The sequence below is a fragment of the Nonomuraea sp. NPDC052129 genome (assembly GCF_040680095.1).
Classification (GTDB): domain Bacteria; phylum Actinomycetota; class Actinomycetes; order Streptosporangiales; family Streptosporangiaceae; genus Nonomuraea.
On the sequence record NZ_JBFAVX010000038.1, the window covers coordinates 26,454 to 50,237 of the forward strand.

The following is a 23,784-nucleotide window of genomic DNA, read 5'->3' on the forward strand; positions in this document are numbered from 1 at the left end:
GTGGACCTTTCGCTCGCCCTCGTCATCGGCGTGGTCGTCATCGCACTGGCCTTCGACTACACCAACGGGTTCCACGACGCGGCGAACGCCATCGCGACCTCGGTCTCGACTCGCGCGCTCACTCCCAGGGCCGCGTTGTTCATGGCCGCCGCGATGAACTTCATCGGCGCCCACCTGGGCACCCAGGTCGCCGCGACCGTCGGCAAGGGCATCATCGACGCGCCGGACGGCTCGCATGGCCTGGTCATCGTGGCCTCTGCACTCATCGGCGCCATCTGCTGGAACCTGATCACCTGGTACTTCGGCCTGCCCTCCTCCTCCAGCCACGCCCTCATCGGCGGCCTGGTCGGCGCGGCGCTCGCATCGGCCAGCGCCGTGCACTGGGACGGTGTGCTGGAAAAGGTGGTGGTCCCGATGGTGCTGTCACCGCTGCTCGGGTTCACGCTGGCCGGCGCGATCATGATCGCAATCTATTGGATCTTCCGCAACAGCCAGCCTGGCAAGACCAACCGCGGCTTCCGCTACGCGCAGACCGTCTCGGCCGCGGCGATGGCGCTCGGCCACGGTCTGCAGGACGCGCAGAAGACGATGGGCGTCATCTTCCTGTCGCTCGTCGTCGGCGGATACATCAATCCGGGGTCGGAGATCCCGCAGTGGGTCATCCTCGCGTCGGCGGGGGCGATCTCGCTCGGTACGTACTCCGGGGGCTGGCGCATCATGCGTACGCTGGGCCGCCGGATCATCGCGCTCGACCCGCCGCAGGGCTTCGCCGCCGAGTCCGCGGCGGCAGTGGTCCTGTACACGGCGGCGATCGGGTTCGGGGCGCCCATCTCCACCACGCACACGATCACCTCGGCGATCATGGGCGTCGGCGCCACCAAGCGGCTCTCGGCCGTGCGCTGGGGCGTCGCGGGCAACATCGTGACCGGGTGGATCCTTACGATTCCGGCTGCGGCTCTGGTGGCCGCTGTGTCCTACTTTGCCCTGCACTGGGTGGTGGAATAACGGCATACATCACGTCGACGTCCCAGCGGTCGAAGCCCAGGGACTCGTACAGGCGGATCGCCGCTGTGTTGGCCTCGTCCACGTAGAGCATCGCCTGGGCGAGGCCACGCGCGCGTAGATGGTCCAGACCCGCCAGCGTGAGCGACTTGCCCAGCCCGGTGCCCTGCTGGGAGGGGTCGACGCCGACGACGTACACCTCGCCGATCGGTTCGTGGCCGTGCTCGGACGAACCGTGGATCTTGGTCCAGTGGAAGCCGGCCAGCCGTTCGCCGCGGAAGGCCAGGAAGAAGCCCTCCGGGTCGAACCAGGGCTCCTGCTCGCGCTGGCGCAGGTCGCTCGCGGTCCAGGCGCCCTGTTCGGGGTGGTGGGCGAAGGCCGCGGCGTTGACCTTGAGCCACGCCTCCTCGTCCTGACCTGGTACGAAGGTGCGCAGCCGTACTCCCTCAGGCATCTCGAAAGCGGGCAGCGGCGTGGACAGGGACCGGCGCATCTGCCAGAGCGAGCGCACGCGCTCGAACCCCGCCGACGCCGCCAGGACGCCCGCGCCCTCATGATCGCCGTGCGCCCACAGGCGCAGGCTGCCACCCGACACCTCGAGTACGGCCCGCAGCAGCCGCGTGCCGTGCCCCTTCCGGCGGCGGGCGGGGTGGATGGCCAGTTCGCCGCTAGGACCCTCTACCTCGTCGGTGGGATCTATGTGGGCATAGCCCACCAAAGCCTCATCGTCGTCGTACAAGAGCAGGGAACGGGCCTGCGGATCACCGCCATAGCGCAGGTGGAGCATGACATGCTCGTTGAGCGGGCGGACGCCGTCGGCCTCCGTCGCCGCGTCCACCACGCCGAGCACCTGAGCGATTTCGCGGTCATCAAGTCGTTGTCTGATCTCCACGTGCGCTGTCACAGTCCGAACTCTAGGGGTACTGCTGGCAAATAACGCCATGTGGCGGGCCGATGAATCGTTACCTTTGCGACATTGGCTGCATAGGTTCCGGCCGTAACGTCTTAGGCCATGACCCCACGTTCCCTCCTCCGGCTAGTGCTGGCCGGAGCCGTCGCCGCGGGCGGGTTCGCCGCGGCGACCGCCCCCGCGAACGCGAGCAAGGCACCCAAGACCGTTCCGGTACGGCTGCTCGCGCTCAACGACTTCCACGGCAACCTCGAACCCCCGACCGGTTCCTCCGGCCGGATGGTCGACGAGAACGGCGCCACCGTCGAGGCGGGCGGCGCCGCGTACGTCGCCACGCACATGAAGGCCCTCAGCGACAAGAACACGATCGCGGTGGCCCAGGGCGACCTGATCGGCGCGAGCCCGCTGATCTCGGCGGCCTACCACGACGAGCCGTCCGTCGAGTTCATGGGCAAGCTCGGGCTCAAGGTGGCCGCGGTCGGCAACCACGAGTTCGACGAGGGATACACGGAGCTGCGCCGGATCATGAAGGGCGGCTGCCACCCGGTGGACGGGTGCTCGCCGGCCGGCACGTGGAAGGGCGCCCAGTACGACTACGTCGGCGCCAACGTGCTGTTCAAGAACCCGAACGAGAAGTCCGACGCGCTCGCGGCGCTGGGCGCGCAGCAGAGCCAGGTCAAGAAGCTGATGAGCGACTGGGGCGTGCCCGCCCTGCCGCCGGTCAGCGTCAAGTGGATGAACGGCGTGCCGATCGGCTTCATCGGCCTGGTCACCCAGACCACCCCGAACATCGTCACCGCCGAGGGCATCAAGAACCTCAAGTTCGTGGACGAGGTCAAGGCCGCGAACCTGGCGTCCAAGCTGCTCAAGCTGGTGGGCGTCAAGGCCCAGGTCGTACTCATGCACGAGGGTGACCAGGTGACGGCGGGCCAGTCGCCGGACGCCTGCAGCGCCGTCCCGGGCGCGGGCAACCGCATCGCCACGCAGGTCGACCCCGAGATCGACGTGATTCTCAGCGGCCACTCGCACCAGGCGTACCTGTGCAAGGTCAAGGACCCCGCAGGTCAGGACCGCCTGTACTCGCAGGGTGGCTCGTTCGGCCGCGTCATCACGAAGGTCGATCTCAACGTGAACGTCAAGACGCGGGACATCGACCGCGCCTCGGTGGTGGCGGACAACCAGGTCGTGACCCGTACGGTCACCCCGGATCCCGAAATTTCCGCCTTCGTGCAGACCTGGAAGGACCGGGTCGCCCCGGTCGCCAACAGGCCCGTCGGCCGGATCACCGCGGACATCACCAACACCGCGGCCCCCAGCGGCGAGTCCGCGCTCGGCGACCTCATCGCCGACGGCCAGTTGGCCGGCACCAAGACCGGCGGGAACGCGCAGATCGCCCTGATGAACCCGGGTGGTGTTCGGGCCTCACTCACCTTCGCCGGCTCCGCGGCGGGCGAGGGCGACGGCGTGGTCACCTATGGCGAGGCGTTCACCGTGCAGCCGTTCAACAACCTGATGCAGGTCGTGACGCTGACCGGCGCGCAGCTCAAGACGGTCCTGGAGCAGCAGTTCACCGGCGGGCCGAACGCCCAGCCGTTCACCAAGATCCTCCAGCCGTCGGCGAACTTCACCTACACCTACAGCAGCGGCGCGGCGTGGGGGTCCAAGGTGTCGAACATGAAGATCGACGGCGTCGCGGTGACGGACGCGCAGACGATCCGGGTCGCGGCCAACAACTTCCTGGTCGGCGGCGGTGACGCCTTCCTCGGCTTCAAGGACGGTACGGACCTCTGGAGCGGGCCGCTGGACATCGACGCCTTCGTCGACCAGCTGGGCCGCGACAACCCGATCGCCCCGCCCGCCACGACCCGCATCACCGTAACCCCGTAGCGAACTAGCGAAGGGCCTGCTTCTGACGCGGAAGCGGGCCCCTCCTCATGTGAAGGGCCCGCTTCGGAACCTCGGGTTCATGTGGTCGTCGCAACACCTCGATCTGAGGAGTTGCGACGACCATGTCGTTGTCGGAGGGGTCATCGCGTGAGTGCGATGAGTTGTTGAGGCTGGTCGATGCCGGGGTTTCGGTGTGGTCGGCGGCGACGGCGTTGGGCCTGCCGAGTTCGCGCGCGTATGCGATCTTGCGGGCGGATGGTCGGGGGACGGGGCGTGCCAAGACCGTGGTGACCGACGAGCATCGCCAGCGGGTGCTCGCGGTCTTCGCGGAGTCGGGGAGCGTCAACCGGGCGGCGATCGCCGCTGGGTTGAGTCATGGGGCTGCCCGGCGGGTCCTGGTCGGTGCCGGGGTGATGGCGGCCGAGGCGAGGCCTGCGGGTAAGGAAGCGGCCAAGCGGCGGTTCCTGGAGCTGATCGGGCAGGGTTGGCCATCGGCGCGGGCTGCGCGGGAGGTGGGCGTACATCCACGTACCGGACGGGACTGGCGCAGGGGTGTTCGCAAGTCCAACAACACACGGGTCTATCCCGACGGCACGGTTGTGGACTCGGGCTCGGGTGCCCGCTACAAGGCTTCCATGATCGATCCTGTCGAGGCCGAGGTTCATAGCCGGTATCTGTCGTTGACCGACCGGCTGGCGATCGCCGACGGGTTGATCAACAAGCAGACGGTTACCGAGATCGCTGAGGGGATCGGCAAGCACAAGTCGACGGTCTCGCGTGAGATCGCTCGGCACTCGCTCGAGGGTGTCTACCCGCCGCACCGGGCTCACCGGGCCGCTGCCGCCGCGCGGGCCCGCCCCAAGACCTGCAAGCTGGTCGACCATAGAGTGTTGCGTGAGCAGGTCGAACAAGGTCTGGAACGGAAGTTGTCTCCCGAGCAGATCTCCCACAGGCTCGTCAAGGACTTCCCCGATGACGAGAGCATGCGCGTGAGCCACGAGACGATCTACCAAGCCCTGTATTTTCAGGCCCGCGGCGGCCTCAAACGCGAGGTTCAAAGAGCGTTGCGGACCGGCAGGACCCGCCGCAAACCGCAACGCCAGCCAGGGCAGCGGCAGCATCGGTTCGTCGACGAGATGGTGATGATCGCCGACCGGCCCGCCGAGGTCGAAGACCGTGCCGTGCCCGGCCGCTGGGAGGGCGACCTGATCATCGGCGCGAACAACCAGTCCGCGATCGCCACCCTGGTCGAGCGGACCACCCGCTACACCATGCTGGTGCACCTGCCCCACGGCCATGACGCTGAGCAGGTCCGCGACGGATTGATCCAGACGATGTCGACCCTGCCGGCCCACCTACGCGGGTCACTGACCTGGGACCAGGGCTGCGAGATGGCCCAGCACAAGCAGTTCACCATGGCCACCGACATGGCCGTCTACTTCTGCGACCCACACTCGCCCTGGCAGCGCGGCACCAACGAGAACACCAACGGCCTGCTCCGGCAATACTTCCCCAAAAGCACCGATCTGAGCGTCTACGGGCCCGAGGACCTGGAACACGTCGCCCAAGAACTCAACGGACGTCCACGCAAAACGCTCGACTGGGACACCCCAGCCGAGCGCTTGCGTGATCTACTGACCACCTAAAACACCAGCGGTGTTGCAACGACCCCTTGAAACCGCCAACGAGAAGCGGGCCCTTCTTCCTTCTTCGCCCGACGCTCTCTTCCGCCCGACGCTCTCTTCCGCCCGACGCTCTCTTCCGCCCGACGTTCGCCTGACGCTCTTCTTCGCCTGACTGTCAGCCGGCGATCGGCTCCACCTTGCGGATCAGCAGGCCGAAGCAGAGCGCGCCGAGCACCGCCACCACACCGGTCACCAGCAGCGGGACCACGAACGACCCCGTGGCCTGGGCGAGGGCGCCGATGACGATCGGGCTGAGCGCGCTGGCGATGTTGGCCGCGAAGTTCTGCAGCCCGCCGAGCGTGGCGACCTGGTGCGCGGGCGCGACGTCGGCGGGCAGGCACCAGAGCGACACGATGGCGAACGCGATCGCGGCGTAGCTGATGCTCAGCAGGGCCAGTGCCAGCGCGGCGCTCTCCACCAGGACGGCGGCCGCGACCGTGGAGCTCAGCAGCATGCCCGCCACCAGGCAGGTCTTCCTGGCCCTGGTGAGGCTCCAGCCGCGCTTGAGCAGCCAGTCACCGGCGATCCCGCCCGCCCAGCCACCCGCGACGGCCGTAAGGCCGGGGATCATGCCGAAGAAGCCCAGCTTGAGCAGGTCGAAGCCGCGATCCTGGACGAGGTAGCTCGGGAACCAGGTGAGGAAGAAGGTGACCACGAAGTTCAGGCAGGAGAAGCCGCCGATCATGCCCCAGACCACGCGGTGCCGCAACAACCACGCCACGTTCCCACGCCGCTCCGGCTCGGCAGAAGCACCGGCCGAAGCACGGGCCGTGGCACCGACGGACGCGCCGGTCGAGGCGCCACCGGAGGCACCGGGCGAGGTAACGGACGAGGTGTCGACAGACGTGCCGGTCGAGGTAACGGACGAGGTAACGGCAGACGTGCCGGTGATGTGGGCGCGTTCGGCGGCGTTCGGCTTGGGGTGAGACTTCGGTGAGCGATAGTACGACCACCATCCGATCGTCCACAGCACCCCCAGAGCGGCCATCACCACGAACGCCGCATGCCACCCGAACCCCGCGATGATCGCCGTGATGATCGGCACCGCCAGCGCGGACCCGATGCGGGCGCCACTGTCATAGAAAGCGGTCGCCCTCCCCCGCTCACTGGGCGGGAACCACAGCGACACCGCCTTGGCACTGGCCGGATAGGCGCCGCTCTCGCCGATGCCGAGGCCGAGCCTGAAGCCCAGCAGCACGCCGAAGCTGCTTGCCAGCGCGGTGAGCCCGGTGAACACCGACCACCACAGCACGCACGCCCCGTACATGATCCGGGCGCCGAACCGGTCGATGAGCCAGCCCGCGGGCAGCTGCATCACCGCGTACGTCCAGGAGAACGCGCTGAGGATCAGCCCCTGCTCAGTCGGGGTGAGGCTCAGGTCCTGGGTCATGAAGGGCAGGGCGACGGAGAGCGCGGCCCGGTCGACGTAGTTGATGGCGAGTCCGCCGAAGCAGAAGGCCGCCACCACCCACCGCACACGGGTTGCCCGGCCCCTGTCGGGAGCCGGTGATCGTGGCGCTGCGGCGGTCTCGTGCTTCACCATGCTGACCTCCTCGCGAGATTACGGCACGGCGCCCATTTGATCGTTTCGCTCAGAGCCTGCCGTGCTGTGGTGTGGTTAACAGGATGCTCGTTACACGCAACCTCGCTGTCAAGACCTGGAAACAAACGCGCAATCGGGGCGTCATTCCGAGTTAAACGCTCATATCAATGAGCGGTTCGCGCAGAGACTTGACAAGCAACTCTGCTCGATACAATCATCAAAATGACCGATTCAATCATCTAGAAGGTGGTGCACGGTGAGCCGTTTGCCCAGCAGGGCGCGCCGCGAGCGCATCATGGAGCTCCTCGCCGCCCACACGGACGGCACCGTAGAGGTGGAACGGCTGAGCGAGACGCTCGACGTCTCCCTCGCCACGGTCCGCCGTGACCTCGCCCAGCTGCGCGAGGAAGGCCGCATCACCAGGACGTACGGCGGGGCGGTGCTCGGTGGCGGCACCACCGAGATCTCCGTACGCCAGCGCCGCATGAAGCACGTACGGCAGAAGGACGCGATCGCCCGCCAGGCCGCCGAGTACGTCGAGGACGACCAGGTGGTCCTGCTCGATGCCGGCACGACCACCGAGCGGCTGGCCCGCTACCTGCTGGGCAAGTCCGGGCTCACCGTCTTCACCAACGGCCTCGGGGCGGTCAACACGCTGGTGGAGGAGGAGGGCGTCGACGTCGTGGTGATGGGCGGGCGGCTGCGCCGCATCAACCAGACCATGACGGGTCCGGGGGCCGAGGAGATGGTCAGGGGGCTGTACGCGGACATCGCCTTCCTGGGCGCCGACGCCGTGCATCCCACCCGGGGCATCGCCTCGCGCACCTTCGAGCAGAGCTCGCTGAAGACGCTGATGAGCCAGCACACGCGCCGGCTGGTCGTGGTGGCCGACTCCGCCAAGCTCCTGGACGACGCCAGCTCCTACTGGTCGCCGATCGATCGGCCCTGGACGCTCCTCACCGACGACGGGGCCGACCCCGAGGCGCTGGCCGCCCTGCGCGCGGCGAGCGGCGGCGACCTGCGGATCGTGGTCTGCCCGACGACGGACCTCTCACCGGCCGACAGGCAATGACGACCGCCCTCCCACCGACCCGCACGCAGCGACGACCGCCCTCCCACCGACCCGCAGGCAGCGACAACCGACCCCCACAGAGCGAGAGGCCATGATGAAACAGGCAGTGTTGCGCGCCCCAGAGCGCCTGGACGTGTCCCAGGTCGAGCGGCCCGCGCTGGAGCCGGGCGACGTCCTGGTCCGCGTGGAGAGCTCCCTCGTGTGCGGCACCGACATCCGCATCTACCAGGGCACCAAGAAGCGGAACGTCACCTATCCCACCGTGATGGGTCACGAGTTCGCCGGGACGATCGCCGAGGTGGCCGGCGCCCTGCCGGCCGGGCTGTCCATCGGGGACCAGGTGGCGGTCTATCCGCTGGTGCCGTGCGGCGCCTGCGTGGCGTGCGTCAAGGACCGCGGCAACATCTGCCGCAACCGGGTCGCCTTCGGCTACCAACTGCCCGGCGGTTTCTCCCAGTACGTCCGGGTGCCCGCGCAGGCGGTCGAAGCGGGCAACCTGGTGCCCGTGCCCGGTGTGTCCGCCGCGGAGGCCGCCATCGTGGAGCCCCTGGCCTGCGCCTACAACGGCCAGCTGCTGGCCGGCGCGCCGGGCGCGGAGACCATGCTGGTCAGCGGGTGCGGGCCGCTGGGGCTCATGCACGTACGGCTGGCCAGGGAGCTGGGCGTCCCGCGGGTCGTGGCGGTCGATCCGATCCCGGAGCGGCGCGAGGCCGCGCTGGCGTCCGGTGCCGAGCTCGCCCTGTCCCCCGGCGAAGGCGCCGCGGCCGACGTGCTGGAGTGGACCGGCGGGGCGGGCGTCGACGTGCTCATCGCCGCCGTGGGGCGGCTCGACGCCGTGCATCCCTACCTGGCCTGTCTGGCGCCCGGTGCCAGGGTCAGCATGTTCGCGGGGTTCGGTGGTGAGGGCAGCGTGCTGGAGATCCCGGCCAACGACATCCACTACAACGAGTGGTCCGTGGTGGGCGCCTCCTCCTGCCGGCTCGACGGCTTCACGAAGATCGCCGAAATGATCTCCGCGGGCGAGCTCAGGGTGGATGACCTGGTCGGCACCCAGTTCCCGATAGACGACATGGCCAAGGCCATCGACCTGGCCGCTTCGGGCCGCGACCTTCGCGTCGGCATATCTCCTTGGAAGGACTGACATGACGGCTTACGCCACACTCGATATCAACCCGACGGGCACGACCAGCGCTCTGGGCCGGACGATCCGGCTGCGCCGGCTGTTCGGCGCCACGGGCCGGACGGTCACCGTGGCCCTCGACCAGGCGGTGCCGCGTGGCGTCGCCCCGCGCCTGGCCGGGATCGCACCCACGTACGACGGCATCGCGGCGGCGGGTCCCGACGCCGTGACGATGTTCAAGGGCATCGCCGGGCACGTGATCGCCCACAATCCCACCCGCATCCCGTGGATCCTCAAGGCCTCGACGTTCTCCGTGGACTTCCACGCCCACTACGACGCGGTCGTGGCCAGCGTGTCCGACGCGATCCGCCTGGGCGCCGAGGCGGTCGCCGTGGGCATCAGCGCCGGGTCCTCCAACCAGGCGCGCGACCTCGAACTGCTGTCGAGCGTCGTGGAGAGCGCCGGCGCGGTCGGGCTGCCCGTGGTCTGCCACGCCTACCCCAGCGGGGAGCTGTGGGAGGACAGGAAGGGCAGCGTCGAGGCGATCCTGTACGCCGCCAGGGCAGCCGCCGAGCTGGGCGTCGACGTGGTCAAGACCTGGTACTCCGGCTCGACGGAGACCTTCCGCGAGATCGTCGAGGGCACGCCCGCGATCGTCGTGGCCGCCGGCGGCGCCAAGGCCGACAGCCCGTTGCAGGTGCTCCGGCAGGCGGCCTCGGTGATCGAGGCGGGCGGGCGCGGTGTCACCTTCGGCCGGAACGTGTGGGGCGCGGAGGATCCCGGCAAGATGGTGCGTGCCCTCCGCGCGGTCGTCCATGAGGACGTCGAGCCGGAGAAGGCCGCGGAGCTGCTGAAGTAGGGACCACATGGCCACCTATCTGGGGATCGACCTCGGCACGTCGGCGACCAAGACCGTCCTGGTCGACGGCGCCGGCCGGGTGCTCGCCCGAGGCCGCGCCGACCACCGTCCCGCTCACCGGCAGGCGCGGGGCCGGGTGGACACGGCGGAATGGGCACGCAGCGTGCGGCTGGCCTGCCACGATCTGGGCGACGCCACCCGCGCCGACGCCGTGGGCCTGGCCGTGCACTGCCCGGTCGCGATCCCCCTCGACGACGCCGGCGACGCCGTCGCGCCCGGCCTGTGCTGGGACCATCCCGCGCTCCCCGACCTCGTGGAGGCGTACGCCAAGGCACGCGGTGAGGAGGCGGCCGCCCTGGTGGGCAATGCCGCCTTTCCGGCCACCGCCATGGGGCTGGCCTGGCGGTTCTTCGCCGAGCACGAGCCGGAGACCTTGGCGCGTACGCGCACGATGGGGTTCGTCGGCACGTGGCTGGGGCACCGGCTGACCGGCCGCGACGCGATCGACCCCACGCAGGCCTCCTACAGCGGCCTGTTCGCCTGCACCGACGGCTGTGACTGGATCGACGACCTCGCCGCCCTGGTGGGGGTGCCCAGGCACGTCCTGCCGCCGGTGGTCCCGTCGCTGTCGCCCCTCGGCACCCTCCTGCCCGAGGCCGCCGCCGAGCTGGGGCTGCGCCCTGGCATCCCGGTCGTTACCGGGGCGGCCGACACGGCGGCCGCCGCCTGCCTGCTCGACATCCACGGGTCTCGCGCGCCGCTGTACACGGTGGGCACGACGCATGTGGTCACGCGGAGCTCCGCCGTACCTGATCGGGCGCCGCGGGTGTTGCAGCGCGCGGACGTACGGCCGGGCAGATGGCTGTGGCATTCCGCGACCAACGGCGGCGTGGCTCTGTCGGTCGCGGCGCGGCTGCTCGGCTACGGCGACGCGGTGGAGGAGCTGATCGCCAGAGCCGGAGCGGCCACGATCGCGCAGGCCGAAGCGGCGCCCGTGTTCATCCCGCATGTGACGCCCGAGCGCGGCCCGCTGTGGCTGGAACGGCCGCGCACCGCCCTGCTCGGCTACCTGCCCGATACCGACGCCTGGTCGGCGGCGTGGGGCGCGGTCGAGGGAGTGGCCTTCGCGGTCCGCCTGATGCTGGGCGACTCCGATCATGTCGTTATGGTGGGCTCGCTGGATTACGCCGGGATCGTGGCGGACCTGTTCGGACGGCCGGTCCATCTCGTGGAGGAGACGTACCTGCCCGCGATGGGAGCCGCGGCGATGGCCGCCGAGGGGACGGACGGGGTCATACTCCCCGCGCCGCCGTATCGGCGCATCGACCCGCGTCCCGAATGGGCGCACGTCGTCGCCGCGCGCTGGGAGTCGTACGGCGAGACCTGGGGCAGGATCGTGGGCCGCCCCACCCCCACGGCACCCCCGATGAGCGAGGAGAGTCGATGATCTACGTGACCCGCACCTTGACCGACGCCGCCATGGCGCTCGTGCGCTCGCTCGGCCGACCCGTGGTGTGCGGCGAGGAGGACCCGCCCGACCGCGCCACGCTGCTGCGCCTGGCCGCGGGCGCGGAGGGGGTGGTGTGTACGCTCACCGAGCGCATCGACGCTGAGTTCCTCGACGCGGCGGGCCCGTCGCTGCGGGTCGTCGCCAACACCGCGGTCGGCTACGACAACATCGACGTGCCTGCGGCCACCGAGCGCGGGATCCAAGTCACCAACACCCCTGGGGTGCTCGACGGAGCCACCGCCGACCTGACGATGGCGCTGATCCTGGCCGCCGCGCGTCGCGTGCTGGACGGCGACCGGCTGCTGCGGGAGCGTACTCCGTGGATCTGGGGGCCGCGCATGCTGCTCGGGCTCGATCTCAGTGCCGGGACGTCGCTCGGCGTGGTCGGCTACGGCCGCATCGGGCGGGCCGTCGCCCGGCGCGCCCGCGCGTTCGACATGGAGATCCTGGCCACGCCCACCTCCTCGCCGCTGCCGGAGGACGATGAGCGGGGCGTCGAGTTCGTCGAGCTGCCCGAGCTGCTGGAGCGCGCCGACGTGGTCAGCCTGCACTGCCCGCTCACCCCGGCCACCCGCCACCTCATCGACGCCGACGCCCTGGGCCGCATGAAGCGCACCGCGATCCTGGTCAACACCGCTCGTGGCGGCATCGTCGACGAGGAAGCACTGGTGAAGGCGCTGCGGGCGGGGACGATCGCGGGGGCGGCCCTCGACGTGTTCGAGGGCGAGCCGGCGGTGAACCCGGCGCTGGTCGAGCTCGGCAACACCGTGCTCACCCCGCACATCGGCAGCGCGGGCACGGCGACCCGCGAGCGGATGTGCCACCTGTCGGTGTCGAACGTCGCGGCCGTGCTGGACGGGCGCGAACCGCTCACACCGGTGAATCTCCATCCAGGTACAACGGCAGACGGGTGACGAACTGGGCGCCTGGATAGTGGTCGGTGATCGTCAGGGTCCCCCGGTGCGCCTGGGCGATCTCCCTCGACAGGGCCAGGCCGAGTCCGCTGCCCTCCTTGTCCCTGGCCCGGCCCTCGGCCAGGCGGGTGAAGCGCTCGAAGACGTGCTCGCGCTCGTCGGCCGCGATGCCCGCCCCGTCATCGGTGATCGTGATGTCGACGGTCCGGTCTCGATGGTTGACCGCCACCTGGAGGTCGATCCTGGTGGTGGCGTGCCGGGTGGCGTTGTCGAGCAGGTTGGTCAGCAGCCGGTCCAGCTGGATGCGGGAGCCCATGACAGGGGCCGTACCCATCACGTGGGTGACGACGCTGATGTCGCCTCCCGCACGGCGCCGCCCCTGCTCCTCCGCCAGCTGGCAGGCGTCGACGACGTGCCATTCGATGACGGCGCCCGCGTCGAGGCGGGCCAGCATCAGGAGCTCCTCGATGATGTCCGTCAGACGGTCGGCTGACTTCAGGGCCCGGGCGCCCGTCGACGCCCAGTCCGTGTCGTCCGGGTAGGCGCTGGCCACCTCCAGCTGGGTGCGCAGCGCGGTGATGGGGCTGCGGAGCTCGTGCGAGGCGTCGGCCACGAAGCGGCGTTGCGTCTCGGCGGAGCGTTCCAGCCGGTCGAGGGTGTCGTTGGTGGTCACGGCGAGGTTGGAGATCTCGTCCCCGGCGCCGGGCACGGGAACCCGGCGGCTCAGGTCGTGCCCGGTGATCTCGGCCAGCTCTGCTCGGATGCGCTCGACCGGGCGCAGGGTGTGGCCGACCGCGGCCCAGGTGATGCCCGCGACGCCGAGCAGCATCAGTGGGGTACCGAGGAAGATCAGGGCATAGAGCCACCCAAGTGCCCGGTTGACGTCGCTCAGCGAGGACGCGCCGTACACGGTGATCAGGCCGTACGACGTCCGCGACTGCATGGCCATGACCAGGTACTTGGATCCGTGCTCCACGCTCTCGCTGTCGCCGGTGAGCTCGATCTCGGTGGCGTAGATCGTTTCCGGCTGGGGCAGCTGCAGGTTCGCGATGGGGGGCTGACCCCTCAGGTTGTGGCTGGAGGCGAGGACGATGCCCTCGGAGGAGACGACCTGCAGGAGGGGAACGCGGGCCGGCGTCGGGAGCAGGCTGCGCAGCTCCTTTGTCCGGGCGTCGTTGGCCACTCGTCGTACGGCCAGCTCCACCCGATTCTGCACGGCGCCGCGGAGGTTGCCCGGCAACGTGCTCAGGGTGAGGCCGACCGTGGCGGCGAAGACCACGGCCGCGACCAGAGTCGCGACCATGGTCAGGCGGGCCCGGATCGAGCAGGGGAAGATCCTTTTCACCATTCCATGGTCCCTAGCATCACTATCTGTGACACTTCCCCATTATGCCGCGAGGAACAGCATTGACACTGACCTGCTGATATATCTACCTTTACAGCGCTAAATTGTCGCGGAGAGTAAGGGACTTCACTGTCGGCGATGCCTTGGTTTCGCTGCTGGCGATGCCTTGGTTTCGCTGTCGGCGATTCCGCGGTCGGTGGTTTCGCTGCCGGCGATTCCGCTGTCGGCGTGCACGGCTACCGGGCGGCGACCGGGATCGGCAGGGTGGTGGCCATGAGGCTTCTGGTGCTGGGCGGGACGGAGTTCGTGGGGCGGGCCTTCGTCGAGGAGGCTGTCGCATCCGGCTGGGACGTGACCGTGTTCAACCGGGGCACGCATGCCCCGCCGCCCACGGTGACGGCGCTGCGGGGCGAGCGGGCGAAGCCGGGCGGGCTGGCGGCGCTCGACCGTGGTGAGTGGGACGTCGTGGTCGACACCTGGTCGTGGGCGCCGTCCGCCGTACGCGACGCGGCGACGCTGCTGGCCGGGCGGGCGGGACACTACGTCTACGTGTCCAGCCGGTCCGTCTACACCTACCCGGCGGCGGCCGGTGCCGACGAGAACGCTCCGTTGGTGGCGGCCTCGGCCGACGACGGCGATGACGTGGGTTACGCGCGGTTCAAGGCCGGTGGGGAGCTGGCGGCGGTGGCGGCCTTCGGGGAGCGGGCCCTGCTCGCGCGGGCCGGGTTGATCCTGGGGCCGCACGAGAACATCGGGCGGCTGCCGTGGTGGTTGAGCAGGATCGCGCGTGGCGGGCCGGTGCTTGCGCCGGGACCCGCCGAGCTGCCCCTGCAGTACGTGGACGCGCGCGACATGGCCCAGTGGTGCCTTGACGCGGCCAAGGACGGACTGGGTGGGGCCTACAACGTGGTGAGCCCATCGGGATTCGTCACCATGGAGGAGCTACTGCGGACCTGCGTACACGTGACCGAGTCCGAGGCCGAGCTGCGGTGGGTGGAGCCGCAGCCGATCCTGGCGGCCGGCGTGCAGCCGTGGACCGATCTGCCGATCTGGCTGCTGGGCGAGGACCACGACACCATGCACCGGGGTGACGTGTCGAAGGCGGTGGCGGCCGGGCTGCGGTTCCGGCCGGTGGCCGAGACGGTGGCCGACACGTGGGCGTGGCTGCGGAGCATCGGCGGGCGGGCGCCCATGCGTCCTGACCGGCCGCCGGTCGGCCTGGACCCGAAGGTGGAGGCCGCGCTGCTGGGACTCGACGGCTGATCCCGGCTGCTGCTGGGGCAGCCGCAGTTGCCGGTGCTCTGGGGCAGCGCGGTTCCCGGGCGCACCGTCCGATCACCTGCTCTGGGGCGGCGCGGTTGCCGGGTGTACCGTCCGATCATGGACATGATGACCGTTGAGCAGAACGGCATCAACGCCGTTCCGGCAGCCGAGCGGCGGGGCACGCCTCGGGACCTGTTATGGCCATGGGCCGGCGCCAACCTCTCCCTCTTCGGCGTCGCCTTCGGTGTCTACATCGTCGGGCTCGGTCTGGGCGTCGTCCCGGCGATCATCACGGGAGCGATCGGTTACGCGCTCTCGTTCGGGCTGGTCGGGCTGGTCGCCATCGCGGGCACCCGGTCGGGGGTGCCGACGATGACGCTCGGCCGCGCCCCCTTCGGCTACCAGGGCAACAAGCTGCCGGCCGTACTCTCCTATGTCTCGAACGTCGGCTGGGAGATCGTGCTCGTGACGCTGTCGGCGCAGGGCGGCGCGGCGATCCTGAAGCGGGTCGCGCCCGGCATTCCCGGCACGACCGCCATGGCGGTCTGCTTCGCGGTCGCCGCGTTGCTCACGATCGTGATCGGAGTGTACGGCCACGCGTTGATCATGGCGGTGCAGCGGTACCTGACATACGCGTTCATCGTGCTGACCGTCGTGTACATGATCCTCATGGCCCCGAAGCTCGGCACCTCGCTGGACACCACCGCGGGCCCCGGCGGCTGGGTGGGCGCGGTCATCTTCGCGATGACGCTGCTCGGCCTGGGCTGGGTCAACTGCGGCGCCGACTACTCGCGCTACCTGCCCACCGCGTCCAAGCCCTCGTCGGTGGCGCTGTGGACGACGGTGGGCGGGGCGGTGCCGCCCATGGTGCTGCTCGTCTTCGGTGTGCTGCTGGCCGGCGGCGACCCCAAGCTGGCCCAGGCCGCGGGCGCGGATCCGGTCGGGGCGCTGGCGGCGGCGCTGCCGACCTGGTTCCTGCTGCCGTACCTGCTGACCGCCATCGGTGGCTTCCTGGCCGGGGCGATCATGGACATCTACTCGTCGGGGCTGTCCATGCTGGCGCTGGGGGTGCCGATCAAGCGGCACTACGCGGTGCTGGTCGACGGCGCGCTGATGGTGCTCGGCGGCTACTACCTGCTGTTCGTCTCGACCAGCTTCCTGGCGACCTTCCAGGCGTTCCTGGCGATCATCGGGGTGGTGATGGCCGCCTGGGTGGCCGTCTTCCTCGTCGACATGTGGCTCCGGCGGGCGGGCGGGCGGTCCTACGACGAGCGGCTGCTTCGGCCCGGGGCGCCCGCTCTGAACTGGTCCGGGGTGATCTCGCTGGTCGCGGCGTCTGTCGTGGGTGTCGGGCTCATCACCTCCACCGACCCGAACATCGCCCGGGTGGTCGGTTTCCTGATGAGCGATCAGATGAGGGCGGGGACGTTCGGGGCGGCCAATATCGGCGTGGTGGTCGCGCTGGTGCTGGCGGGGGTTCTCTACTTCGCGATTTCGAGTCTGGCGCCCCGCCGTAGCGGCTGAGCGCCCCGGTCCGTCACACGACGGTCTCAACCCCTGCGACGGTCCATGGTGGCTGGGGTTCCTTTGGGAGATACCTCCCTCCGGGGGGGCCGGTCCGTCCTGGCACAGGCTCCAAGGACGGACACCCCCTCCGGGGTAGACCGTGTTAGGCGGTCACGATGGCGAAGTCGGGTATCGGGTGGTCGAGTACGGCCACCAGGCGCCGCAGTACGCCGATGTCGCCTTCTCGTTCGACCCGCTCGACCCCCCGGCCGGCCAGCAGGCCGAGCAGCTGCGCCTTGGTCAGTCGCAAGGTCAGGTCGACCGGCCCCTCGGGCGGGTCGGCGTGCTGGATGAGGGCGCCGTTCGACAGCGTGGTCCGGTACCTCTCGCCCAGATCGGTCAGGTGCCAGTCGATGGACAGGCTCTCGTTCCAGGCCCGCGGCCCGTCGATCCGGATGGCGATAGAGTCGAGGATCTGGTCGACGCCGAGCGCCGCGACCAGGCCGGGCGCGGCCCGCTCCGTGGCGGCCGGCACGACGCCGTCGCTCAGCTCCAGCGCGCCCGTCAGGTAGAGGTTGCGCCAGGTGGCGTTCTCAGCGCCGTGCCCGAGCCGGGTGTACACCTCGGCGAGCAGGTCACGCGCCTCCTTGTTGCCCTCGTCGGCGAAGACCGCGTGGTTGAGCAGTTGGGCGGCGAAGCGCAGGTCGTTCTCCTTGAGGTAGCGCCGGGCGAAGGCGACGACGGCCGCCCCGCCGCCGAGGCACTCCACGTAGCGGGTCGCGCTCTCCCTCGGCGGGTGCTCCCACAGGTGCGCGGGGTTGCCGTCGAACCAGCCCAGGTAGCGCTGGTAGATGGCCTTGACGCTGTGGCCGACCGGCCCGTGGTAGCCGTGCGTGTGCCAGACCTGCTCCAGCTCGGGCGGCACCCGCATGGCCTCGGCGATCTCGGCACCGGTCAGGCCCTTGTTCATCAGCCGAAGGGTCTGATCGTGCAGGTAGGAGTGCAGGTCACGCTGCTGCGACAGGAACCGGGTGATCTCCGGGCCGCCCCAGGTGGGCCAGTGGTGCGAGGCGAAGGCGACGTCGAGCTCGGCCGCGAACAGCGCGACCGTCTCGTCCAGTTGCCGGGCCAGGGCCTTGGCGTCCCGCAGGGGCAGGAGGTTGTGCGGGTTGCGGGTGGCGTTCTCGCCCAGGCACAGGGCCCGGCGGCCGGGCAGGTACAGGGCCAGCTCCGGTGGCGACTGGGCGAGCTGGAAGACGATGCGTACCCCGTCGACCGTCTCCTCCTGTCCCGTACGTTCGACGTCGACCGTGGGGGCGATGAGCGAGATGGAGCGGGTCTTGCCCAGGCCCGTACCGATCTGGCCATCGGGAGATCGTTCGAGGGCCTGGCCGTACAGGTAGACGGATCGGCGGGCCGTGGCGGACCAGGCGTGCAGGTGCTCGCGGGCCACGTTCCGCAGGAAGCCCGCGGGCGCCAGGATCGGCACGCCGCCGCCGGTGACGCCGCGCACGCCGCCGAAGTGGTCGACGTGCGGATGCGTGTAGATCACCCCGGTCACGGGCCGGGCGCCGCGATGGGTTCGGTAGAGGCGCAGCGCCGCGGCGGCGCACTCGGTGGAGATGAGCGGGTCGATGATGATCACGCCGGAGTCGCCCTCGACGATCGACATGTTCGACAGGTCGAACCCGCGCACCTGGTAGACGCCGTCCGTCACCTCGTACAGCCCCTGCCTGGCGGAGAGCCGCGCCTGCCGCCACAGGCTGGGATGCGCGCTGCTGGGGCACTCCTGCTCCAGGAAGGCGGCCGACTCGCCGTCCCAGATGACCTTGCTGTCGACGGCGCTGACCACCGCCGGACTGAACTTCGCGATGAAGCCGCGGTCCACCGCCGCCTCGAAGTCGCCGCGGTCGTGGAGCGGAAGGTCGGCCATGCCCAGGCCCATTCCCGAGAACCGGTCAACGCATATCCTCGTTAATGGGCAATCCCGACAAAGCCCGCTAGGGGGTTCCGTGGAAGCGTGCGTGTTCGATCTCGACGGCGTACTCGTCGACTCCGAGCCGGTCTGGGAGGAGGTACGGCGGGCGTTCGTCGCCGAACACGGCGGCACCTGGCAGGAGGACACCCAGTCCAGGCTCATGGGGATGAGCACCCAGGAATGGGCTGCCTACCTGCACGAACTCGGCGTGGCGCTGCCTCCGGACGAGATCGCGCGCGGCGTGGTGGACCAGATGGCCGAGCGCTACCGGCACGGCGTACCGCTGATGAAGGGGGCGCCCGAGGCGGTACGGCGCCTGGCGGCGGACCTCACGCTGGGCCTGGCCAGTTCCTCGCCGCGCGCGTTGATCGAGGTGGTGCTGGACGCGGCCGACTTCCGTGACTGCTTCGCCGTCACGGTCTCCACCGAGGAGGTACCGCGCGGCAAGCCCGCCCCCGACGGCTACCTGGAGGCGACCGCCAAGCTGGGGGTCGATCCGCGCGAGAGCGTGGCGGTGGAGGATTCGAGCAACGGCCTGCGCTCGGCGCACGCGGCCGGGATGCGCGTGATCGCCGTGCCCCATCCCCGCTACCCGCCCGCCTCCGACGCGCTGGCGCTCGCCTGGAAGGTCGTCCCCGATCTCGACTCCCTCACGGTCGCGGCGCTTCAGCGATGATCCGGCTCAGAACTCCCGCCGATCTCGACGCGTGCGTACAGGCGCTGGCCGAGGTTCAGGCCGCCGACCGCTACCCCGTGGACTGGCCCGACGATCCGCACCGCTGGCTCACGCCCGGCGACCTGCTCCGAGCCTGGATCGCCCTGGACGAGCAGGGCGCCATAGTCGGCCATGTCGGACTCGCTCAGGTCGAGTCGCGGGTGGCCGAGCTGGTCGGCGCGCCCGTCCGCGCGTCCGTGACCCGTCTGTTCGTCACGCCGTCCGCCCGGCGTGGCGGGCTTGCCGCCCGTCTGCTGGACACCGCCCTCGCCGACGAGGACGGACGTCTCACGTTGGAGGTATCCGACGAGGGCCGGGCGGCCATCGCCGCCTACGAGAGGTACGGCTGGCAGCGCGTCGCCACCTCCCGGGCCCGGTGGCTCAACGCGGCCGGTGAACCCGCCCTGGTGCACCATTACCTGAGCCCGTGAAGCTATCCTTTCGGAATCGTGCGAGACATCACGGTATTCAGTGGCAGTGCCCACCCCGACCTGGCTGAGGAGATCTGCTCCCACCTGGGCACCCCGCTCCACCCGGTCAAGGTCAACCGCTTCGCCAATGACGTGCTGGAGGTCCAGCTCCAGGCCAACTGCAGAGAACGCGACGTCTTCATCATCCAGCCGCTGGTTCCACCCGTACAGGAGAACCTGGTCGAGCTGCTGCTGATGCTCGACGCCGCCCGTGGGGCGTCCGCTGCCAGGACGACCGTGGTGATGCCGCACTACGCGTTTGCCCGGAGCGACAAAAAGGACGCGCCGCGTATCTCCATGGGGGCCAGGCTGGTGGCGGATCTGCTGGTGACGGCGGGCGCCGGGCGGGTGCTGACGATGACGCTGCACTCGCCGCAGGTGCACGGCTTCTTCAGCGTGCCCGTCGACCACCTGCACGCGCTGCGCGAGCTGGCCGCCCATTTCCGCCGCTACGACCTGTCCAACACCGTCGTCGTCTCCCCCGACCTGGGCAACGCCAAGGAGGCCGCGCACTTCGCCCGGCTGCTCGGCACCGACGTGGCGATGGGGGCCAAGCAGCGCTTCAGCGACGACCGGGTGGTGATCAGCTCGGTGATCGGCGAGGTCAAGGGCAAGGACGTGATCATCCTGGACGACGAGATCGCCAAGGGCACGACCGTCATCGAGCTGCTCGACCGGCTGCGCGAGCGCGGCGTCAACTCCGTACGCGTGGCGTGCACGCATGGGCTGTTCGCGGCCGGGTCGATCGAGCGGCTGAGCGCGCTGCCCGAGGTCGAGGAGATCGTCTGCACCAACACCGTGCCCGTGCCCAAGCCCACGGACAAGCTCACGGTCCTGTCGATCGCCCCGGCGCTGGCCGAGGCGATGCGGCGGATCCACGACGGGGAGTCGGTGAGCGCGCTGTTCAGCGCGCCCTGACAAAAGGCCGGTTTCGGTCCCCTGGCTCGCCATGGGGGGATTTATCGCGACATGCTCTTCGGATGATCGATACGAAACTCGCCGGTCGGACCGTTCTCGTCACCGGTGCCAGTGGAGGGATCGGGGCGGCGGTCACGCGGGCCTTCTCGGCTGAGGGGGCGCGGGTGGCCGTGCACTACTTCAGCGAGAGGCCCGCTCCCCCGGGCGTCACCTGGGAGCACCTCACCCCCGCCAGGGATATCGCCGAGGCGCTGGCCGCCGGGCTCCGCGACGCGGTGGCCGTACCCGCCGACCTACGTGAGCCGGAGGCGGCGCGGCAGCTGTTCGACACGGTCGAGCGGCTGCTGGGGCCGGTCGACGTGCTGGTGAACAACGCCGCGCACTGCGAGACCCCGGACACCTTCGGTGCCCTGACCGCCGACGGCCTGCGCCGCCACTACGAGGTCAACGCGATCGCCCCCGCGCTGCTCGTCTCCGAACTGGCGAGCCGGCAGCGGGCCGGCCGCGAGCCGTGCGTGGTGAACGTCTCCACGGATGCCGCCCGCGCCTTCCCCGGCCAGATCGGGTACGGAACGTCCAAGGCGGCGCTGGAGGCCCTTACGCGGGCGGCCGCGCTCGACCTCGGTGCGGCCGGCATCCGGGTCAACGCCGTGGCTCCTGGCCCGGTGCAGACCGGCTGGATGGACGCCGAGATGTGCGCGCGGGTCGGCGAGATCGTGCCGCTGGGGCGGGTGGGAGAGCCCACCGACATCGCCGACGCCGTCGTGTTCCTCGCCTCGCACCAGGCTCGGTGGATCACCGGCCAGGTCCTCCAGGTGGCGGGGGGCCACGCGCTCTGAGGAAGACGGTCCGTCGTGGACGCCGCTCTAGGCGAAGCCGCCGTTGCTCATCAGCAGCCGCCAGCTGGCGGGCGATGCCGGCGCCGACAGTGCGGCCCAGGCCGGTGACCAGGGCCACTTTTCCGTCGCGTCTCGTGTCGACCATAGTGGCCATCATGCATGCGCCCACCGATCTTCTGCTAACCCGTTTCCTCCACGACATCAGGCCGGCCGTACCCCTGGTCGCCCTGTGGGCGCACGGGTCGCTCGCGGCGGGTGACTACCAGCCGGGCAAGAGCGATCTCGATCTCATCGCGGTGGTCGAGACGGACCTCACCGAGGAGCAGCGGCAGGGGCTGGCCAAGCTGCACGAGGAGATCGTTCTGCCGCTCGCCGAGCATCTGCACTGCTCCTACGTGCCCAGACATCGGTTGAGTGACTTCGCGACCGACCACGTGACCTGGGCGCACCAGGAGCTGTACGAGCGGCCGGTCACCCCGGTGACCCGTCGTGAGCTGCACTCGGGCGCTCTCGAGCTGTACGGCGCGCCGCCCGCGGGCCTGCTGCCGCCGGTGTCGGACGAGGAGCTGAGCGAGTTCATCCGGGCGGATCTCCGGGACTTCTGGCTGGTCAAGACGCGCGCGCGCAAGCTGTGGCTGCGGGACATCTGGGTGGATCTTGGGATGATCACTGTGGCGAGGGCGACGGTCACGTTGCGGGACGGACGGCTGATCACCAAGCGGGAGGCCCTGGACGTGCTGGCCGAGCTCGGTGCGCCGATGAACGTGGTGGCGGACATCCGAGCCCGCAGGTACGGCCTGCCGCGGCCGTTCCTGAGCCGGTTCAGGCGCGGAACCCTGGCCAGGGTCTTCATCAGGGCGGCGATCAAGCGTGCCCTCGGCTGACGATCAGAACACGACCCCGGATAGTCTTTGCCGGGTCACCACCAGAAAACGGGGAAAGGCGGGACATGGGGGAGATCAGGGAGTCCTATCTGGTCGCCGCGTCGTCCGCGGTGGCGCTCCTGCGTGAGCCGGCCGTGGCCGCCGCGTGGGAGAAGCCGAGCGCGTTGACCGAGTTCAGCGTGGCCGGCCTGGCCGCGCACCTGGCCCACCAGATCGTCCGGGTCGACAACCTGCTCGAGGACGGCGGGCCGCCCGGTGAGCCGATCCCGCTGATCGAGCACTTCACCAGGTCGCCGTGGGTGCAGGCAGGCCTCGACCACGAGAGCAATGTGGGCATCCGGCGGGCCGGTGAGGTGGCCGCCGCAGACGGCCCGGTGGCGCTGGCCGCCAGGGCGGGCGAGCTGTTCGACCGGCAGCGGGTCGCCCTGCCCGTGCAGCCCAGCGACAAGGTGGTGTACCTGCCGTGGTCGGGCTGGTCGCTCCGGTTCGACGACCTCCTGCTCACCCGCCTGATGGAACTGGTCGTGCACTCCGACGACCTGGCCGCCAGTGTGGGTGTGGAGACTCCCGAGCTGCCGGCCGCGGTCGTCGAGCCGGTCGTCGAGCTGCTGGCGCGGCTGGCCGTACACCGTCATGGCGCGACGGCGGTGATCCGCACGCTGAGCAGGGCCGAGCGGGCGCCCGCCACGATCAGCGCCTTCTGACCCGCGCCACGATCAGCGCCTTCCGACCCACACGAGAAGCTACCTCTGGACCATGCGCAGGGCCGCGACCACTTCGCGGCCCGACAGCGCACTGTCGGGATCGATCAGCCACTGCGACAGGAACCCCGTCAGCATGGCCTGATAAAACGTGCCGACCAGCCGCGCCCGCTCAGGCTCCGCCGCCGGGTCGATGCCCTCGAACAACTCCGCGAGCCCCTGACGCCCTTCCTGAATGCCGGCCACGAGCTGCTCCCGGATGTCGGGCAGGTGGTCGATCTGGCCCAGCAGCTCGAACTGGGTGACCCAGAGCGGCCGCAGCCGGTCGAATGACTCGATCACCCGGTCCCATGCCGCCTCGAAGCGTTCGAGCGGCTCCGTGTTGGCCTTGACGTCGGCGTGCTTGACGTCGGCGGCCAGCGTCGCCGCCAGGTCGTCGCCCCACTCCCGCATCACCTCGAACAGCACCTCGTTCATCAGCGCGTCCTTCGACCTGAAGTGATAGCCGATGCCCGCCAGGCTCACTCCGGAGGCCGTGGCGATGTCGCGCGCCGTCGTGCGCGAGTAGCCCTTCTCGATCAGGCAGCGCTTGGCCCCGGCCAGCAGGTCTTCACGATTTCCCATGCCCAAAGTGTAACACGAACGTCTGAGAAATCCGTACTA

21 protein-coding genes are annotated in these 23,784 nt (G+C 70.0%); 16 read left to right on the top strand and 5 right to left on the bottom strand.

The annotated features are described in order from the left end of the window. The gene (locus AB0L53_RS49195; protein WP_364010687.1) at positions 1 to 1,005 is read left to right on the top strand and encodes an inorganic phosphate transporter; all 1,005 of its coding nucleotides are present in this window, start codon (positions 1 to 3) and stop codon (positions 1,003 to 1,005) included. Here AB0L53_RS49195 and mshD read toward each other — a convergent pair. Beyond that, complete coding sequence (gene mshD, locus AB0L53_RS49200; RefSeq protein WP_364010690.1) at positions 938 to 1,906, bottom strand: mycothiol synthase; 969 nt, start codon at positions 1,904 to 1,906, stop codon at positions 938 to 940. The genes AB0L53_RS49195 and mshD overlap by 68 nt on opposite strands. 108 nt (positions 1,907 to 2,014) lie before the next feature. On the opposite strand from mshD, the gene AB0L53_RS49205 reads away from it, so the two are divergent. Beyond that, complete coding sequence (locus AB0L53_RS49205) at positions 2,015 to 3,799, top strand: bifunctional metallophosphatase/5'-nucleotidase (protein WP_364010693.1); 1,785 nt, start codon at positions 2,015 to 2,017, stop codon at positions 3,797 to 3,799. A gap of 635 nt (positions 3,800 to 4,434) precedes the next feature. Next, positions 4,435 to 5,445 carry an IS30 family transposase gene (locus tag AB0L53_RS49210; protein WP_364010963.1) on the top strand — a complete coding sequence of 337 codons (1,011 nt, stop codon included), beginning with the start codon at positions 4,435 to 4,437 and terminating at the stop codon, positions 5,443 to 5,445. Between the two features lie 154 nt (positions 5,446 to 5,599). On the opposite strand, the gene AB0L53_RS49215 is transcribed toward AB0L53_RS49210, so the two are convergent. Then, complete coding sequence (locus AB0L53_RS49215; protein WP_364010695.1) at positions 5,600 to 7,027, bottom strand: MFS transporter; 1,428 nt, start codon at positions 7,025 to 7,027, stop codon at positions 5,600 to 5,602. A gap of 256 nt (positions 7,028 to 7,283) precedes the next feature. On the opposite strand from AB0L53_RS49215, the gene AB0L53_RS49220 reads away from it, so the two are divergent. From AB0L53_RS49220 to AB0L53_RS49240, 5 genes are all read left to right on the top strand, one after another. Further along, the gene (locus AB0L53_RS49220; protein WP_364010698.1) at positions 7,284 to 8,099 is read left to right on the top strand and encodes a DeoR/GlpR family DNA-binding transcription regulator; all 816 of its coding nucleotides are present in this window, start codon (positions 7,284 to 7,286) and stop codon (positions 8,097 to 8,099) included. A 91-nt stretch (positions 8,100 to 8,190) separates the two neighbouring features. Then, positions 8,191 to 9,240 carry an alcohol dehydrogenase catalytic domain-containing protein gene (locus AB0L53_RS49225; RefSeq protein ID WP_364010701.1) on the top strand — a complete coding sequence of 350 codons (1,050 nt, stop codon included), beginning with the start codon at positions 8,191 to 8,193 and terminating at the stop codon, positions 9,238 to 9,240. 1 nt (position 9,241) lies between these two features. Then, positions 9,242 to 10,078 (top strand): hypothetical protein, encoded by an 837-nt coding sequence (locus AB0L53_RS49230; RefSeq protein ID WP_364010704.1) that lies wholly within the window; start codon positions 9,242 to 9,244, stop codon positions 10,076 to 10,078. 7 nt (positions 10,079 to 10,085) lie between these two features. Then, positions 10,086 to 11,525, top strand: a complete 1,440-nt coding sequence (locus AB0L53_RS49235; protein WP_364010707.1) for an FGGY family carbohydrate kinase — start codon at positions 10,086 to 10,088, stop codon at positions 11,523 to 11,525. Then, positions 11,522 to 12,502, top strand: a complete 981-nt coding sequence (locus tag AB0L53_RS49240; RefSeq protein WP_364010710.1) for a D-glycerate dehydrogenase — start codon at positions 11,522 to 11,524, stop codon at positions 12,500 to 12,502. Before AB0L53_RS49235 ends, AB0L53_RS49240 begins: the two co-directional genes overlap by 4 nt. Here the strand turns inward: AB0L53_RS49240 and AB0L53_RS49245 are convergent. Beyond that, complete coding sequence (locus tag AB0L53_RS49245) at positions 12,459 to 13,850, bottom strand: ATP-binding protein (protein WP_364010712.1); 1,392 nt, start codon at positions 13,848 to 13,850, stop codon at positions 12,459 to 12,461. The genes AB0L53_RS49240 and AB0L53_RS49245 overlap by 44 nt on opposite strands. Before the next feature lie 270 nt (positions 13,851 to 14,120). Here AB0L53_RS49245 and AB0L53_RS49250 point away from each other — a divergent pair, with 270 nt between their 5' ends. Together AB0L53_RS49250 and AB0L53_RS49255 are read left to right on the top strand one after the other, a co-directional pair. Beyond that, positions 14,121 to 15,110: an NAD-dependent epimerase/dehydratase family protein gene (locus AB0L53_RS49250; protein ID WP_364010715.1), complete on the top strand. Its 990-nt coding sequence runs from the start codon at positions 14,121 to 14,123 to the stop codon at positions 15,108 to 15,110. Positions 15,111 to 15,227: 117 nt separating this feature from the next. Beyond that, a complete protein-coding gene (locus AB0L53_RS49255) occupies positions 15,228 to 16,634 on the top strand; it encodes a cytosine permease (RefSeq protein ID WP_364010717.1) in 1,407 nt (468 codons plus the stop codon). Positions 16,635 to 16,779: 145 nt separating this feature from the next. Here AB0L53_RS49255 and AB0L53_RS49260 read toward each other — a convergent pair whose 3' ends face one another. Then, positions 16,780 to 18,549 (bottom strand): alkyl sulfatase dimerization domain-containing protein, encoded by a 1,770-nt coding sequence (locus AB0L53_RS49260; RefSeq protein ID WP_364010720.1) that lies wholly within the window; start codon positions 18,547 to 18,549, stop codon positions 16,780 to 16,782. Between the two features lie 91 nt (positions 18,550 to 18,640). Between AB0L53_RS49260 and AB0L53_RS49265 the strand changes: the two genes are divergently transcribed. The 6 genes from AB0L53_RS49265 to AB0L53_RS49290 all read left to right on the top strand — a co-directional run bounded on the left by AB0L53_RS49265 (position 18,641) and on the right by AB0L53_RS49290 (position 23,124). Then, positions 18,641 to 19,270, top strand: coding sequence for an HAD family phosphatase (locus AB0L53_RS49265; RefSeq protein ID WP_364010723.1), 630 nt, complete (start codon positions 18,641 to 18,643; stop codon positions 19,268 to 19,270). Then, positions 19,267 to 19,740, top strand: a complete 474-nt coding sequence (locus AB0L53_RS49270) for a GNAT family N-acetyltransferase (protein WP_364010726.1) — start codon at positions 19,267 to 19,269, stop codon at positions 19,738 to 19,740. Before AB0L53_RS49265 ends, AB0L53_RS49270 begins: the two co-directional genes overlap by 4 nt. A gap of 18 nt (positions 19,741 to 19,758) precedes the next feature. After that, on the top strand, positions 19,759 to 20,697 hold the full coding sequence (locus AB0L53_RS49275; protein WP_364010729.1) for a ribose-phosphate pyrophosphokinase: 939 nt from the start codon (positions 19,759 to 19,761) through the stop codon (positions 20,695 to 20,697). A gap of 62 nt (positions 20,698 to 20,759) precedes the next feature. Then, positions 20,760 to 21,536 (top strand): SDR family oxidoreductase, encoded by a 777-nt coding sequence (locus tag AB0L53_RS49280; protein WP_364010732.1) that lies wholly within the window; start codon positions 20,760 to 20,762, stop codon positions 21,534 to 21,536. A 155-nt stretch (positions 21,537 to 21,691) separates the two neighbouring features. After that, positions 21,692 to 22,420 carry a nucleotidyltransferase domain-containing protein gene (locus tag AB0L53_RS49285; protein WP_364010735.1) on the top strand — a complete coding sequence of 243 codons (729 nt, stop codon included), beginning with the start codon at positions 21,692 to 21,694 and terminating at the stop codon, positions 22,418 to 22,420. Positions 22,421 to 22,485: 65 nt separating this feature from the next. Further along, positions 22,486 to 23,124, top strand: coding sequence for a maleylpyruvate isomerase N-terminal domain-containing protein (locus AB0L53_RS49290; RefSeq protein WP_364010737.1), 639 nt, complete (start codon positions 22,486 to 22,488; stop codon positions 23,122 to 23,124). 39 nt (positions 23,125 to 23,163) lie between these two features. Here the strand turns inward: AB0L53_RS49290 and AB0L53_RS49295 are convergent, their stop codons facing one another. Continuing rightward, positions 23,164 to 23,745: a helix-turn-helix domain-containing protein gene (locus AB0L53_RS49295; RefSeq protein ID WP_358185469.1), complete on the bottom strand. Its 582-nt coding sequence runs from the start codon at positions 23,743 to 23,745 to the stop codon at positions 23,164 to 23,166. Positions 23,746 to 23,784 lie beyond the last annotated feature (39 nt).